General features: G+C 65.3%; 13 protein-coding genes. 5 read left to right on the top strand and 8 right to left on the bottom strand.

The annotated features are described in order from the left end of the window. Positions 1-19 precede the first annotated feature (19 nt). The 5 genes from IWX65_RS02355 to IWX65_RS02335 all read right to left on the bottom strand — a co-directional run bounded on the left by IWX65_RS02355 (position 20) and on the right by IWX65_RS02335 (position 6,369). Positions 20-2,254: an ATP-dependent DNA helicase RecG gene (locus IWX65_RS02355; protein WP_334683602.1), complete on the bottom strand. Its 2,235-nt coding sequence runs from the start codon at positions 2,252-2,254 to the stop codon at positions 20-22. Beyond that, entirely contained in the window at positions 2,247-3,230 is a 984-nt protein-coding gene (locus IWX65_RS02350; RefSeq protein WP_196880864.1) for a DAK2 domain-containing protein, read from the bottom strand. Before IWX65_RS02350 ends, IWX65_RS02355 begins: the two co-directional genes overlap by 8 nt. A 22-nt stretch (positions 3,231-3,252) precedes the next feature. After that, positions 3,253-4,245, bottom strand: a complete 993-nt coding sequence (locus IWX65_RS02345; protein ID WP_196881075.1) for a thiamine-phosphate kinase — start codon at positions 4,243-4,245, stop codon at positions 3,253-3,255. A 74-nt stretch (positions 4,246-4,319) separates the two neighbouring features. Further along, positions 4,320-5,213 carry a hypothetical protein gene (locus tag IWX65_RS02340; RefSeq protein ID WP_196880863.1) on the bottom strand — a complete coding sequence of 298 codons (894 nt, stop codon included), beginning with the start codon at positions 5,211-5,213 and terminating at the stop codon, positions 4,320-4,322. 439 nt (positions 5,214-5,652) lie between these two features. Further along, the gene (locus IWX65_RS02335; protein ID WP_196880862.1) at positions 5,653-6,369 is read right to left on the bottom strand and encodes a hypothetical protein; all 717 of its coding nucleotides are present in this window, start codon (positions 6,367-6,369) and stop codon (positions 5,653-5,655) included. A gap of 129 nt (positions 6,370-6,498) precedes the next feature. Here IWX65_RS02335 and IWX65_RS02330 point away from each other — a divergent pair, with 129 nt between their 5' ends. The 3 genes from IWX65_RS02330 to IWX65_RS17670 all read left to right on the top strand — a co-directional run bounded on the left by IWX65_RS02330 (position 6,499) and on the right by IWX65_RS17670 (position 9,474). After that, a complete protein-coding gene (locus IWX65_RS02330) occupies positions 6,499-6,987 on the top strand; it encodes a DUF3515 family protein (RefSeq protein ID WP_196880861.1) in 489 nt (162 codons plus the stop codon). Between the two features lie 18 nt (positions 6,988-7,005). Further along, on the top strand, positions 7,006-7,854 hold the full coding sequence (locus IWX65_RS02325; RefSeq protein WP_196880860.1) for an SMP-30/gluconolactonase/LRE family protein: 849 nt from the start codon (positions 7,006-7,008) through the stop codon (positions 7,852-7,854). 78 nt (positions 7,855-7,932) lie between these two features. Beyond that, positions 7,933-9,474, top strand: a complete 1,542-nt coding sequence (locus tag IWX65_RS17670) for an HNH endonuclease signature motif containing protein (protein WP_334683601.1) — start codon at positions 7,933-7,935, stop codon at positions 9,472-9,474. Between the two features lie 70 nt (positions 9,475-9,544). On the opposite strand, the gene IWX65_RS02315 is transcribed toward IWX65_RS17670, so the two are convergent. Both IWX65_RS02315 and IWX65_RS17665 read right to left on the bottom strand, forming a co-directional pair. Continuing rightward, positions 9,545-10,174: a PKD domain-containing protein gene (locus IWX65_RS02315; protein ID WP_196880859.1), complete on the bottom strand. Its 630-nt coding sequence runs from the start codon at positions 10,172-10,174 to the stop codon at positions 9,545-9,547. Positions 10,175-10,512: 338 nt separating this feature from the next. Continuing rightward, positions 10,513-11,220 (bottom strand): DUF6318 family protein, encoded by a 708-nt coding sequence (locus IWX65_RS17665; protein ID WP_334683600.1) that lies wholly within the window; start codon positions 11,218-11,220, stop codon positions 10,513-10,515. A 186-nt stretch (positions 11,221-11,406) separates the two neighbouring features. Here IWX65_RS17665 and IWX65_RS02305 point away from each other — a divergent pair, with 186 nt between their 5' ends. Both IWX65_RS02305 and IWX65_RS02300 read left to right on the top strand, forming a co-directional pair. Further along, on the top strand, positions 11,407-12,459 hold the full coding sequence (locus IWX65_RS02305) for a glycosyltransferase family 2 protein (protein ID WP_196880857.1): 1,053 nt from the start codon (positions 11,407-11,409) through the stop codon (positions 12,457-12,459). A 136-nt stretch (positions 12,460-12,595) separates the two neighbouring features. Continuing rightward, positions 12,596-12,826, top strand: a complete 231-nt coding sequence (locus tag IWX65_RS02300; protein ID WP_334683599.1) for a DUF3072 domain-containing protein — start codon at positions 12,596-12,598, stop codon at positions 12,824-12,826. A gap of 118 nt (positions 12,827-12,944) precedes the next feature. Here IWX65_RS02300 and ribA read toward each other — a convergent pair whose 3' ends face one another. Then, a complete protein-coding gene (gene ribA / locus IWX65_RS02295; protein ID WP_196880855.1) occupies positions 12,945-14,345 on the bottom strand; it encodes a GTP cyclohydrolase II in 1,401 nt (466 codons plus the stop codon). Positions 14,346-14,435: the final 90 nt, after the last annotated feature.

Genomic DNA, 14,435 nt, shown 5'->3' with positions numbered 1-14,435 from the left:
CTGCCGTATCGCGGAGGGGTCAGCCGCGTTCCAGGAAGGCTTCCTTCTCAGGATTGAGGTACAGCTCGATGGCGCTGACCAGCCCGGGGTACCCGCCCAATTCCGGATCTCCCGCCACGATCTCCTGTGCGTCGCTGCGCGCCTTCTCGATGATCTTGCCGTGCTGGGTGATCCTCAGGAAGCGCAGCGCCGAACGGCCGCCGGACTGCGACGCGCCGAGGATGTTGCCCTCGCGGCGCAGCTCGAGGTCCTTCTGCGAAAGCTCGAAGCCGTCGGTGGTGGAAGCGACGGCGGCCAGCCGCTCCCTGCTCGGGTGGTCGGCCTCGAGGCTGGTGACGAGCAGACAGGTGCCGGCATGACCGCCGCGGCCCACCCTCCCGCGCAGCTGGTGCAGCTGGGAGATGCCGAAGCGGTCAGCGTCCATGATGACCATCAAAGTGGCGTTCGGGACGTCCACGCCCACCTCGATCACCGTGGTGGCGACGAGGAGCTGGAGGTCGCCGTCGTTGAAGCGGCCCATGACCGCTGCCTTCTCCGCCGGGTCCATGCGCCCGTGCAGCATCCCGGCGGTCACGGACTCGAGCTGCGGCACCTCCGCAAGGGAGCCGTAGAGCTCGACGACGCTGTTGAGTTCCTGCTTCGACGGCGCCGCCTGGACGTCCGGCTGGTACAGCTCCAGCGCCGAGCCGTCCTCGCTTCCGGTCCCCGCGTCGTCGCCAATCTTCGGACACACCACGTACACCTGCCGGCCGGTGTCGATCTCCTCCCGCGCCCGCGACCACACGCGCTGGATCCAGGCGGGATGCTCGGCCAGCCCCACTTCGTGCGTGCTGATGGGGGATCTGCCGGCGGGTAGTTCGGTCAGGGTCGAGATTTCGAGGTCCCCGAACACCGTCATGGCGACGGTGCGGGGAATCGGCGTCGCGGTCATGACCAGCACGTGGGGTGAGGCGGCGGCTTTCGAGCGGAGCAGGTCGCGCTGCTCGACCCCGAAGCGGTGCTGCTCGTCCACCACGATCAGGCCCAGATCGAAGAATCGGACGTTCTCGGACAGCAGCGCGTGGGTGCCGATGACGATGCCGGCGTCGCCCGAGGCGGCCTCCAGCAACGCTTTCTTGCGCTGGGCGGTGTTCATGGACCCGGTGAGGAGCACCACGCGCGTGCCGTCGAGCGCGCCTCCCAGCATCCCGCCTTCAGCGAGGGGGCCGAGGGTGCGGGTGAGTGACTGGTGGTGCTGCAGAGCCAGCACCTCGGTGGGTGCCAGCAGGGCTGCCTGTCCCCCGGCGTCGATCACCTGCAGCATTGCGCGCAGTGCCACCAGGGTTTTACCGGAGCCCACTTCGCCCTGCAGCAGCCGGTTCATGGGATGGTCCCCGGCGAGGTCCGCGGCCAGGACGTCGCCGACCTCCCGCTGTCCGTTCGTCAGCGTAAACGGCAGCCGGGCATCGAACTGGTCCAGCAGGCCGCCGTCGTGCGGTGGCCGTGCCGTCGCTTCCTCGCGTGCGGTCAGGGCCCGACGTCGGGCGAGCGCGGCCTGGAGCACGAAGGCCTCCTGGTAGCGGAACCGGTGCTGCGCGCGGTAGGCGTCCTCCACGACGGCCGGCCGGTGCACGAGTTCGTAGGCCTGTGCGAGGCTCATCAGCTTGTCCCGGCGGGTTACGGCCTCGGGCACCGGGTCGATCAGGTGTGCGGGGTCGAGGGTGTCGAGGATGATGCCCACGGCAAGAGCTATCCGCTCGCTGCTGACCTTGTCCACCGCCGGGTACACGGGAATCGGCTTGTTCACGTAGTCGGGGTTGTCATCGTCGTCGTCGAGGAGCACGTACTTCGGATTGGTGAGCGTGAGCTTCCCCCGGTACATCGTGACCTTGCCGGAGAACATGGCGCGCACTCCGGGAAGAAGCTCCCGTTCCGCGCCGTACCCATTGAAGTAGGTGAGATTCATCTGCCCGATTCCACCGGCGGCGTCATCCGTGATGATCACCTCGAGGAGCATGCCCTTGCGGGTGCGCATGCGGCGCGCGTTGGCCGACTGCACCCGGGCGATCAGGGTGACCTCCTCGTCCACGGGGACATCGGCGATGGGGGTCAGCTCGCCGCGCTTCAGGTAGTTGCGCGGAAAGTGGTTGAGCAGTTGGCCCACCGTATGGAGGTTCAGGTGCTTCGCCAGGAGCTTGGCGGGAGGTCCCAGGTGCCGCTCGAGCGACACGTCGAGCTCCGACGTCGAAACACCGGCCACTGCGCTGTCAACCACGCTGGTCGCCGGAGCGTTCAGGCGCGGGTGCCCCCGCCCCGACGGATTCCGACAGCGGGAAACGCGGGGCGAGCTGGGTCACCGAAATGTTTACCGGTTCTCCCGCCTCGTGGATGAGTTTCAGCGCGGGCTCCGGGTTCGGAACATGGACGTGGACCCGCCAGCGGTAGCCTTCCGGGACCTCGGTGACGGCGCTCATGATCACCGAATCGCCCAGCTCGTCGAGGTGCAGGCGCAGGGTCGCGGCGTCGAGGGGGCTCAGGACGATGGTGCACATGATTTCGACGCCGTCGGCGTCACCGCCGTTATGGAGGTGGGGGGCCTGGATGTCGTAACCGTGCAGCCCGTCGATCAGCTCATCCTGGAGCTCCTCCCCCAGCGATGAGGCGCGCAGGGCGTCCATGATGAGCAGGAACCCCACCCCGCCGGCGTCCACGATCTTCGCCTCCGTGAGGGCGCCCAGTTGGCTCTCGGTCTGGATAACGGCTTGGAGCGCGTGCTCCACGGCGGCATGGAGTGTTTCCGCGAGGGCGTGGTTGCTGTCATCGCTCTCCGGGGCACCCGCGGTTTCCCCCGCTCCCCTGGCGGCTGCCTCGAGGACCGAGAGCATGGTGCCGGGTACCGGATCGCTGAGGGCCGACCAGCTGCGGATCTGGGCCCGGTGCAGCGCCGAGGCCAGCAGCCTGGCGGTGAGGCGGTTGGCGCCGTGCAGGGGCTCGGCGAGTGCCGAGAGGAAGACAGCGAAGAGCGTCCCCGAGTTGCCCCGGGCATCCTCCATGGCGGCGCGGCCGGCGACGGCGAGGAGCTCGCCGAGGTCGGTGCTTTCCACTTCCTGCGCCGCGCGGGAGGCAGCACACATGGTCAGGTAGAGGTTGGTTCCGGTATCGCCGTCGGCCACGGGGAAGATGTTGATGGCGTTGAGGCGGTCGCTATGGTTGCCGAGGGACTCTTCGGCTTTGCTCAACCACCGCTTCATCGCCGCCGCGTTCGCGGTGATCTTAATGTGCAAAGTGATCCCATCCAATGGACGCCGGAGCCTGCAACCCAAGTGTCACGTGAGGCGTCCCTGCCACTACCGAGCCTATCGCAGTAAACCCGTTCGGGAGGGTACCAGTTGGGTCAAACGTGGCCAGCAGCCCGTGGTCCTCGCCGCCGCCCAGCACCCAGTCCAGCGGGTCCGCGTCGAGCTGACGGGCGGCTTGTTCCAGCGGGGCGGCGAATCCCCGCAAGGCGTCGGGATCGAGATCGATCTGCACGCCACTGGCTTCGGCAATCCGCCCCGCATCGCGTACCAGGCCGTCGGAGACGTCGAGCATCGCGCTCGCACCGGCTTCCGCGGCCGCCGGTCCTGCCGCGAGCGGCGGTTCGGGTCGGCACTGGATCCCGATGAGCGCCAGCTCTTCGTCGCCCAGCGACTCAAGGTCCTCAACCGCTTCCAGCAGGGCCAGCCCCGCGGCGGCGCGGCCAACGGTACCGGCGAGTGCGACGACGTCGCCCGGTTTCGCTCCCGAGCGCAGCACCGGGGCTCTGCCCTCCAGGCTTCCGGTGACGGCCGCGGTGACGACGAGTTCGGTGCCGCCGCCAAGATCACCGCCGACGACGCCGCAGCCCTCCGCGCCGAGGTAACGACACGCGGCCGCCAGTCCGTCGGCAAGGGATTCGACCCAGTCAACGGGCGTCTCGGGCGGCAGTGTCAGGCTCACGACCATCGCCGTCGCCTCGCCGCCCATCGCATTGATGTCACTGAGGTTCTGCGCCGCGGACTTCCAGCCGACGTCGTACCCGGTAGTAACGAATCCGTTCGGCCGTGTCAGCCGGAAGTCCTTGTCCTGGACGAGGGTGTCGATCGAAATGACGGTCCGTCCGTCGGGGGCGGCGACGACGGCGGCGTCGTCACCAGGCCCCACGAGGGTGTTCGCAGCTGACGGAAGGCGCGGGAAGATGCGCTTGAGCAGCGCGGATTCGCTGAGTTCTCCGACGGTGAGGGGCATTCCTCCACCGTAGGGCGTGAGGGTGACATTCCGCACGGCGCCGTTCCCGTGTTGCACCGCGCTGAGAGCCGGCCCTAATGCTGCCGGCTGCCCGGTGTCCGGCGTCGTGCCATCGAGACTCCGATCACGCCAGCCGCGCTGGCCAGCAGGACACCCGCAGCCAGGAGGATGAGCTGCGTTCCCCGCTGGAGACCGGAGGTCTGCTCCAACTGCCCTTGTGCCTGAATTCGTCCGGCCTGGGCTTCGGGCGCGGCCTCCCGCGTTGCCTGCGGCACCACCTGGTCGGCCAACCCCGGCTGGCTCGCGAACAGGGGCTGATCGTAGAGGGTACCGAGAAGTGATTTGGGTTGAACAGGTTCGGGAAGCGGCGTGTGGGGCTCGGGGATGGGAGCCGGCGCAGGAAGGACGTTTTGCGGTACCACTGCTGGTGCCGGTTGCGGTGCCCTGACCACCGGCACGGGCGGCGGGGCGGGAATGTTTAGGACGGGCGCAGGCGGTGGAGGCGGGGGCGACGCCGGCTGTTCGGTGGTGGGCTCGGCTTCGGCAGGCACGGGAGGGGCCGCCTCCGTCACCTCAGGGGTGGGCACAGTCGGCTCGATGGGCGCTGGTGCTTGGGTGGGGGGCACTGTTTCCGGCGCGGGCTCTGTCGACGGGGGCAGGGGCACTTCTGTCGGACCCGGTCCTTGCTGCTCGTCCCGCTCCCTCTGTCCCTTCAGCAATTCGGCTTCAGCCTCCTGCAGCGCCTTCTGCCGCTCCACTTCAGCCTCCTGCCGCGCTTCCTCTCCGGCTCGTTGCTCCTCGGTCTGAACCCCGTCCGACTGGTCGCTGCCCGGCTCTTCCACAGCGCCACCGTCCTCGTGGTTCGCATAGGCCGGCGCAGCAACAGCGCCCACGCTGATCGACGCAGCGAGTGCTATTGCAGCGATGCGTTTAATTCGGGGGGCATCAAGGGAATTCTGCGGCGACATCGTCTCATCCTTCGGTTAAAGCCAGGAGCTGGTGCGGTGCGGTGGCGCGGCTCCGCAGAGCTGTCCGCTGGCACGGACAACTGGGGACAAGACTAAGCCTATTGATTGCCAGGGGGAAGGAAAAACCTTGACAGGAACTTGTGTTTGTGGCGCATTTGCCCCTCACGCCTACTCCGCGGGTTGCCAACTTCACCGATACCGTGAAAGCACGCCCGATACGAGGGCCGGTACCGCTGAAGTAAGGCAATGGGCTGCTGCCGTGCCAGATCGACGACGCCGAATTGCGCGGGGTGCCGGGAAAGTGACCGAGAGTGGATGTGGACCGAACCTTCGGTAAATGACAAGGACCTGAGGCCGCAAGTTCAGTCCTACGGGCTGCCCTGTCGCGTCCGCTAGTTTCACTGGCCGTCGTTCTAGCTTCCCGGCCCGTCGTCGTACCTTAGTGCTTTCCGGACCGTCGTCGTCGTGCTGCCACAGCGGCCACGGCCGCCGCACCGATCAGGAGGACCGCACCGATCACCCAGACCAGCGGCGACACTGAGGTGGACCGCTCGGCCTCCAGGGCTTCGGGGGTGGTGGATGCTGACTTCGACGCCGATTCCGACGGCGTTCCTGCTGCTGTTCCGGCCGATGCCGGGGTGGCGTCAGTCAGGCTTGGCGCCGGAGTTGCCACTGCTGTCGGCGTCGACGGCCGTTCGGTGGCTGGAGCTGTGGCGGTTGCAGCTGGTGCTGGTGCTGGTGCTGGTGCTTCCGGTTCCGCAGACGCCTCCACGGTCGGCTCGACAGGCAGAGCGGAGCTGTTCGCCAGATCGATCACTTCGCCGGTCGCCGCATCGTACTTGAAGCCCGTGTAGATGAGGCTGACCGGCAGCAGGAGGTATCCAGTGCTTGCCTCGATGAGGTGGCCGGTCGGCGGATGGATGAGGTACCCCGTGCTGCTGTCGATGTCGAAGCCGGTCGCCGGGTCGACCTCCGGGGAAGGGTCGGGAGTTGGCGCCGGCGGAGCGGGAACACCGAAGGTCGTCTGTGTGTGCGGCTCATCCCCGTGCTCATCCCCGTGCTCAGCGGCGGCGGCGGAAGTTGCTCCCGCCACGGCCAGCAGGATTCCCGCAAGGACTACCGACGTCGTACGCCTGGATACTGACTCTCGCTGCATGTTCGCTCTCTTATGGACTATCAGTTGTGGCGCGCAGAAAGCACGTCCCCTCGGAAGTTTACTTCTGCCCCTTTCGTAACAGTGCCAGCTGCGGAACGTGTCGCCCGGCCTACCTACTAGGCTGGGTCCATGCCCACCCATGCCCCAGCCCAGCGCCTGTGGGTGCCTTTCGCGGCGCTGCTCCTGGCGACCACAGCCTGCGCGCCCGTGGTCAACGTCGAACCCGCCGTCGACGCCGCCAACGCCGCCTGCGCGGAAGTAATGGTTGCACTGCCTCCCCAGGTCGCGGAAAACGAACAGCGCGAGACGAACAGCCAAGCGACGTCCGCGTGGGGTGATCCGTCGAAGGTGGTCCTGCGCTGTGGCGTGGAAGTTCCCGGTCCCACCACTGATCCCTGTGTCTCGGTCAACGACGTCGACTGGGTGCTGCAGGAGGGCGACACCGCCTGGACCGCCACAACGTACGGTCGCGATCCTGCGGTGGAAGTTCTCTTCAACCCGGACGAGGTGGCCTCGAGCACCGTGCTGGTGGAGCTGGGTGGACCGGTGTCGGCGATCGAGCAGGACCGCGAGTGCATCAGCCTCTCCGATCAGCTGGACCTTCCCGCAAATGGCTGACGACCAAAGGATCGCAAAATGAAGGCAGAACAGCTCACGGACGTGTGCACTTATCACGGCGAAGGCCCATACTGGGACGCCCGGATCGGCTCACTGCTCTTCGTCGACATGCTGGAGGGCGACGTTCTGGTGCGGAGCGGTGACGGGACGTTGGCGCGCCACTCCGTTGATCCCGGCGTCGCCGCTGCGGTGCGCGGGCGGTCGTCCGGGGGCTATGTCATCGGTGTGGAGAAAGGTTTCGCGTTCGCCGACGCGTCGTTTTCCACTGTCGAGGCTGGGCCCGTCGCCTTCACCGACCCCTCGGTGCGCATGAACGACGGCGGGTGCGATCCCCGTGGACGCTTCCTCTGCGGATCCATGGGGTCATTCGGTACGGGCGCCCTGTACTCGCTGGCTCCCGACCATTCCGTGTCCACAGTGCTGACCAGTGTCTCGACCTCCAACGGGCTGCACTGGAACGCGACCGGCGATACTGCTTTCTACACCGACACCCCCACGCAACGGATCGACGCACTGGATTACGACGTCGAAACGGGCCGGTTCAGCGGCCGTCGCACCTTTGCGCTGGTTGACCCGTCGCTCGGGGCCCCCGATGGTATGGCGATCGATTCCGAGGGCGGCATCTGGACGGCGTTGTACGGTGGATCAGCTGTCGTCCGGTACGACCCGGAAGGACGGCTGAGCGAGCGCATCGACGTGCCGGCCAGCCAGGTGACGGCCTGCGCTTTCGGCGGCGACGACCTGCGCACCCTCTTCATTACGACGTCCCGGCAGGAGCTCGACGACGGGGCTGAGCCGTTGGCGGGGGCACTTTTCTCGGTGACTGCGGGGATTGTGGGGGCGGCGCTGCCCCTGTTTGCCGGGTAAGGCACTTCTCTTCTTCTGGCTTTCGTCCTGGGTTCGCGTACCACTAAGAATGTCAGTGGTGGGTGGGATGCTGAGCTTATGGAAGCAGGAGGGCTCGGCGACGACGGCGGTTCGTTCTTCGAACCGGCTGATTCGCTGTTCGAGCCGGCGACGAATCCGTTGCTCGATCCCCTGCTCGGCCCGCCCGCCCAAGACCTTAACCTGGATGAGGCAATAGATGCCTTGCAGCGGATGCAGGTTCTGAAGTGCCAGGCCGACGCCCGCACCGCGCACCTGATCGAGCGGATCCGTAACCTCACCACTGACCGTCTGCATGCCCGCACCCCTGGTGACACGACCAGCCATGACACCACGGTTCCCGGATTCCGTCCGATTTCCGATAGCCTCGCCGATCACCTTGCCGCCACCGAAATCTCTTGTGCGCTGCGCTTGCCAGAACGAACGTCCCGGCTCCTGGTCGATCAGGCCCACCTGCTGACCCGTCATTACACCCCCACCCTGGCCTCCCTCAGCCGGGGTGCCATCACCTGGCGGCATGCGGTGACCATTGTGGAGCAGTGCGTAGGACTCCCCCCGCACGTAGCAAAGACCCTCGAACACGCCCTTCTGCCCACCGCAGCGGACACCACCGTCGCCAAAACCGCGCACCGTGCCAGGATCCTACGCGCGACCCTGCACCCTGACCACCACGCCGAACGGGCCACCGTCGCGGTGGCCCACCGTCGGCTGGATGTCACCCCGGACCATGACGGCATGGCGTGGCTCAGCATCTACCTCCCCGCGGAACATGCCACGGGCATCGACAACAGGCTCACCACCCTCGCTCGTGCCCTTCAGACACCTGATGAAAAACGGAACCTCACCCAGCTCCGGGTGGATGTCCTCACCGACCTGCTCACCCACACCTGCTCTGCAGGCCCGCCCCGACGGCAAGCCGCCGCATCAGGCTTGGGCGGCTCCAATAGTGCCGTCATCCCAGGGGCTTCATACGGTGCAGAAGACTCGTGTAGTACAGGTAATTCACGTCCTGCCGGCAGCGCGGACCGTGCAAGCGGTTCTGGCGGCTCGGACTCACCAGCTGGTGGGTCTGAAGAGTATGCCGATGTTTCCGAGGGCTGGGGTAGTTCCCTGGGGTACCGGGGTATTACTGCGCACGTGAACGTCACCGTGCCCGTCTTGACCCTGCTTGGCGTTGATGACACGCCGGCGGACCTGGAGGGCTACGGGCCGATTCCGGCACACATCGCCCGGCGCCTGGCAGCGCACGCCCCGTCCTTCACCCGGATCCTCACCCACCCCGAAACAGGGGCGATCCTCAGCCTGGGACGCACCAGCTACGTGGTCCCAGTCGCCCTTCGGAACTGGTTGCGCATACGGGACAAAACCTGCCGGCACCCCGGCTGCAACCGAAAGGCAATCAACTCCGAGATCGACCACACCACTCCCTGGGCGCACGGCGGCGAGACCAGCCACACCAACCTCGGACACCTCTGCCGGTATCACCACGCCCTGAAAACCAAAGGCCACTGGCGCTACACCCAGCCCAAGCCGGGAACGATCACCGCCACCTCGCCCGGCGGCAGAACGTATACCACCCACCCCGTGGCCGTTCCCGCCTAATTCGCCACACCCAGCCCGCGGAAGCTTGGAAGGTCCTCGTGATTGCTGGTGAGTCCCGGAGGGCGCGGCGTCACCTGTCAGCCGGCGGCTGACAGCCGATCCCGGCCGGATTCTCAAAGCAGTTCTGGGACACGTTGTGCCCCTCGGTACGCCAGATACTCATGACATGTGGGGCGGAAGCAACTCTGGCCTGGCCGGCTACGGGTTGGAAGGGCCCTCCGTTCACCGAGTAGTCGCCGGCGAAGTACGTCGTGAGGGTGACTGTGTAGTCCCCGGTGTCGAGGTACTGGTGGCTTGTCCGGGTCTGGGTATCGAAGCCGTTGCCTGCGACAGGCCCTCCGGAATCCGTTGTAACAACACTGGAACCGTCGCCGTAGTTCCATTCATAGGACACGGGCCATGCGCGGAGGTTGATTTGCGCGTCCCGGAACTCGAAGGCGAATTCCTGCTCCTGTGCCTGCGCGTACACATTGGAATGGGCATTCTTCAATCCGAAATTCTGCGGCTGGGAGATAACAACGGACTGGATTATCGGCTGGCTCTGGTATTCGTCGATGCTGATGATGATAGGAGCCTCGGCGGGCTCTCCCTCAACCGGTGGTTCCGGCTCCTGTCCCGGATAGATGCACGAAGATCGGCCGGTGGGAGTTTGTGTCGGTGGAGCAACGTTATTGTTGACCTGGATCCAGTTGACGAGCACCCCGTCTTCCTCTGCCGTGCACCTGGCGTTGAGCCGGACGCACGTCGCTGAATCAAGACTTTCACCGACATCGCTTGTGCATGCTCGTTCATAAATGAGCGAGAAACCGTCATCGAGGGCAGGGAGCGCAGCGGGTTGTGCAGGCGGAATCTGGCCACTAGCAGTACCTTGTGGCTTAGACCGTCCTTGGACCGTCTTTGAAGACCCGGTCGCTACGACTGTGTTGCCTGAGGCGTGCGCTGATGGTGGTTGCCCCTTTTCCGCAGCAGCAGCGGGCACCGGCTGCATCGCAAATGCTGAAAATAGGAGCAGAATCCCGAACCTGCCTGTTACGGAGATCATGATGAACCTTCGGGCTTGCCGTAGTCCACCAGAACCCATTGGTCATTCTCATGAGAAGCGAAAACAACGTCAGTGGTTGGAGTCGGGGCGGGATCCCTCCTCAATTCTGATCCATCCGACTCAAAGTACGTGATTGCAGATTGCTTGTTATGAACAAAAGCTTGGACAGATCCCGCGGTATTGACTTCGAAGTCACTGACATAGTTGATTACTTCAAAGTCACCACCAGCTATCCAGCGATTATCGGAGTATATGTCGTCAACAACCCCCCTAACGTTGTTGCAGCTGAGACACCCGGGATCCGTGACTGCGTCGAAGGCGGTCCAGTCGTTAGTTGCATATCCGTAGTCGAAAAGTTCGAACCAGTACCGCGTGAACGCCTCCAGACCCTCCTTCGTATTCTCATCGGCCAACGGCGGCTTTATGGGCACCGGCAAGTTTGCAGCTGGCCCGTCCGACGAGGCCGGAGTTGGCTCGGGCACAGCAGAGGCAGTGGAGGTTGAAGGGGATGGCGTGCGCGTTCCGGGCTGTGTTGTCGTCGGACTTGTTACAGGACCCGCCCCGGGATCGGTACCCTGACACCCGGTGAGGAGCAGCGCGCCGGCCACCGCGAAGGCTGTGACCGGTAATCGGATTCCTGCAAAAATATTCGCTCCAAGCACTGATGTCCCCCATAGGTGGTGCGGCGAATGCCTGCGATGCATTACTTACACTAGGTGCAGAACACGGAAAGGGGCAGTGTTATCCACAAGGCAAACGCAGGCTTCGAAGGACTTATGTGCCGCCCGAGAACCGCGGTACGCGTGTGACCCAGATCGACCGCAATTCACTAAATTCACGCAAGCAGGAGGTACACCGGAGTGGTGCTATCAGCGTAGTACATCCTCCCCGTGAAATGGGCGGACAACGGGCCCATAGATGAACTCGCGGCCTATCTGGAGTCGTTGCCGGAGTGGTTGGACATCACCGTGGTCGACGGTTCTGAACAGCAGATTTTCGAGCAGCATCGGCGCCACCTACCGCACCGGGCGCGCCATCTCCGACCCGCCCCGGCATTCAGCACCAGCAATGGCACTGACACCGGCACGAGCACCAGCAATGGCGCCAGCTTTGGTAACGGCAACAGCAATGGCGCCAGCTTTGATAACGGCGCCAGCTTCGGTAACGGCAACAGCAATGGCACTAACACCGGCAACGGCAAGACCTTCGGCGTCCTCACGGGCATCGCGCTAGCTCGGCATGAACGCATCGTCCTCGCCGACGACGACGTCCGCTACCGATCCGACGAACTAGAACGCATTGTCACGCTGCTCGATGACGCAGACCTCGTCCGTCCCCAGAACTACTTCTCGAAGCTGCCCTGGCACGCCCGCTGGGACACCTCGAGAACCCTGCTCAATCGCGCCTTCGGCTCCGACTACCCGGGCACCCTCGCCCTTCGGAGATCAGTGCTTGGTAGCACCAACGGCTACAGCCCCGACGCCCTCTTCGAGAACCTCGAGCTCATCCGCACCATCCAGGTACTGAGGGGAAGGGAGATTCGGGCCGACAATCTTTTCGTCGCCAGGATCCCACCGAGCACAAGGCACTTCCTCGGCCAGCGGGTGCGGCAGGCCTACGACAGCTTCGCCCAACCGGGCCGCCTTGCCGTCGAGCTCTCGATCCTCCCGTTCATTCTTGCCTCTGTGTTGAAGCCGGAACGGTTGCTCGCAGGAGCTCTCGCCGTCGTTGTGATGGCCGAGGCAGGTAGGCGCAGGAACGACGGCGGCGCTGTCTTCCCTCCCGGCTCTGCCCTGTGGGCGCCCCTGTGGGTGCTTGAACGCGGCATCTGCAGCTGGGCAGCGGTTGCCAGCCGCTACCGCGGAGGCGTGCGCTACTCCGGGGGAAGGCTGAAGCTGGCTGGCCATTCGAGGAGGTGGCTGCGGAAGAACCTGGAGCATTAGCGACGAACGCCGGGAACCTGCAGCTGTCGAACTGCAGGGAGGCTTGCAGCACTCGAGCCGGCTCGAAACAGAAACCACCAAAACAGAAAGTAAGTAGACTGATGGTCCAACCGCACGACGACCGATGGGAACCGACATGGCAGACACACTAGGCAGTTCGACTCCTGAGCCCAACAGCGGCATCAACCGCGATCCCGAGGACTGGGTGACCGGTGACGAGCCCATGACCGCGGCTCAGCGGAGCTACCTCGATACCCTGGCGCGCGAAGCAGGGGAGGAAATTCCGGCTGATATCAACAAAGCTGAGGCCTCGGAGCACATCGACCGCCTTCAGAAGAAAAGTTCGCGGGTCTCCGACTCCGAGTAGAGCCTGCGGGCGGCGCTCGAACTGAGTTGAACGACGGCGGTCGAACTGAATCAAACAGGGGCGGCTCGGAGTGGGGGCAAGCGCGGCGACGGGCGTGTTGAACCTATCCCCGAGGAAGTTAGCCCGACGCCCCGAAATTGAACTCGGTGCACACATCCTGGCCGAGCAAGAAACGGCGGACCGGCGCTGTCCGCGCATCGGCGAGCGCTTCGGACCCTGTGAAGCGGATGCCCGGCACGCCGTCGCCCACCAGCACCGGGGCCGTCGTCAGGTACAACCGGTCCAGGCAACCGCCGGAGAGGAAGCGTGAGACGGTTTTGCCCCCGCCCTCGAGGAGGATCTTCGCGAAACCCATGTCCCGCAAAGCACCAAGGACAGCTGCCGGTTCGAACCCTCCGTCGCCCACGCGAAGGACACTTACGGAACGGGCAAGATCGTCCGGAACCACAGCGTCCACGCCGACCATCCACACTGTTGGAGCTGCGCCGTCGGTCAACACCCGAGCCGTCACGGGCGTCGAGCCGCCCGGGTCGAGGACCACGCGCGCCGGGTTCGGCCCGCGGACGGATTGCACCGTGAGTGAGCAGTCGTCGGCGAGGACGGTGCCCACCCCCACGACGACGGCGTCCACCAGCGCCCGCAGCCGGTCGAGGTGTCCGTGGTCCTCCACCGCTCCGGGGAAGCTGTCATCGCCGGACCTTGAGGCGATGAAGCCGTCGAGGCTCTGGCGCAGGTGGGCCAGCACCAAAGGTCCCTGCGTCGCCGCGATGAAACCGTAGCGATGCACGAGGTCCTCGTCGTCCACACCGCCGGCCACGGGGTGCGCGAAGCCTGAGAGCAACTGCTGCCAGACGTCGTCGGCCGCCGGCCTGTCGTGGCGCATGCGGGCACGCTTGGTGGCAAGGTACGCGGCGTTCTCCGCACGCTCGGGAACGGCGAGGCCGCGCCGCTCCACAACAGTGATGCCCAGCTCTTCGAGCGCCTCCTGCTTGGCGGGATTGGCGGACAGGAGACGGATCCTTGAGACACCAAGATCCTGAAGAATGTCAGCAGCCTGGTTGTAGTTGCGTGAATCGACCGGCAGCCCCAGCGAGGTATTCGCATCCACTGTGTCGACCCCGGCGTCCTGCAGCGCATAAGCCTTCAGTTTGGCGAGCAGACCGATACCGCGGCCCTCATGGCCCCGCACGTACACCAGTACGCCATAACCCTCTTCACTGATGGCATGCAGCGCGGCGTCGAGCTGCTCGCCGCAATCGCACCGGTAGGAGCCGAGCGCATCGCCCGTGAGGCACTCGGAGTGGACGCGCACCAGGGGCGCACTGGAGCGGGCATCGCCGGAAAAAGCCTGATGGGACGCCGGTTCCTCATCGATGCCCCGCATGAGCGCAACATGCTCGATATTTTCGGCGTCGCGGTAGCCCACCAGCCGGAACAGTCCGTACTTGGTGGGCAGCAGGGTCTCGGCCACACGCTCCACCGTGGCGGGGACTGAGACCGGATCTAACTGAGTGGGCATCTGTCTACCTTAATCGGGGATCACCACGGACGCCGAAAAGCATGACACCGCAGCTACTTGTGCAACGCCGGGACCTGCCGCTTTATTGCT

It is taken from the genome of Arthrobacter sp. CAN_A214 (assembly GCF_015751955.1).
Classification (GTDB): domain Bacteria; phylum Actinomycetota; class Actinomycetes; order Actinomycetales; family Micrococcaceae; genus Arthrobacter_D.
This window is presented reverse-complemented; position numbering and strand designations above follow the sequence as displayed.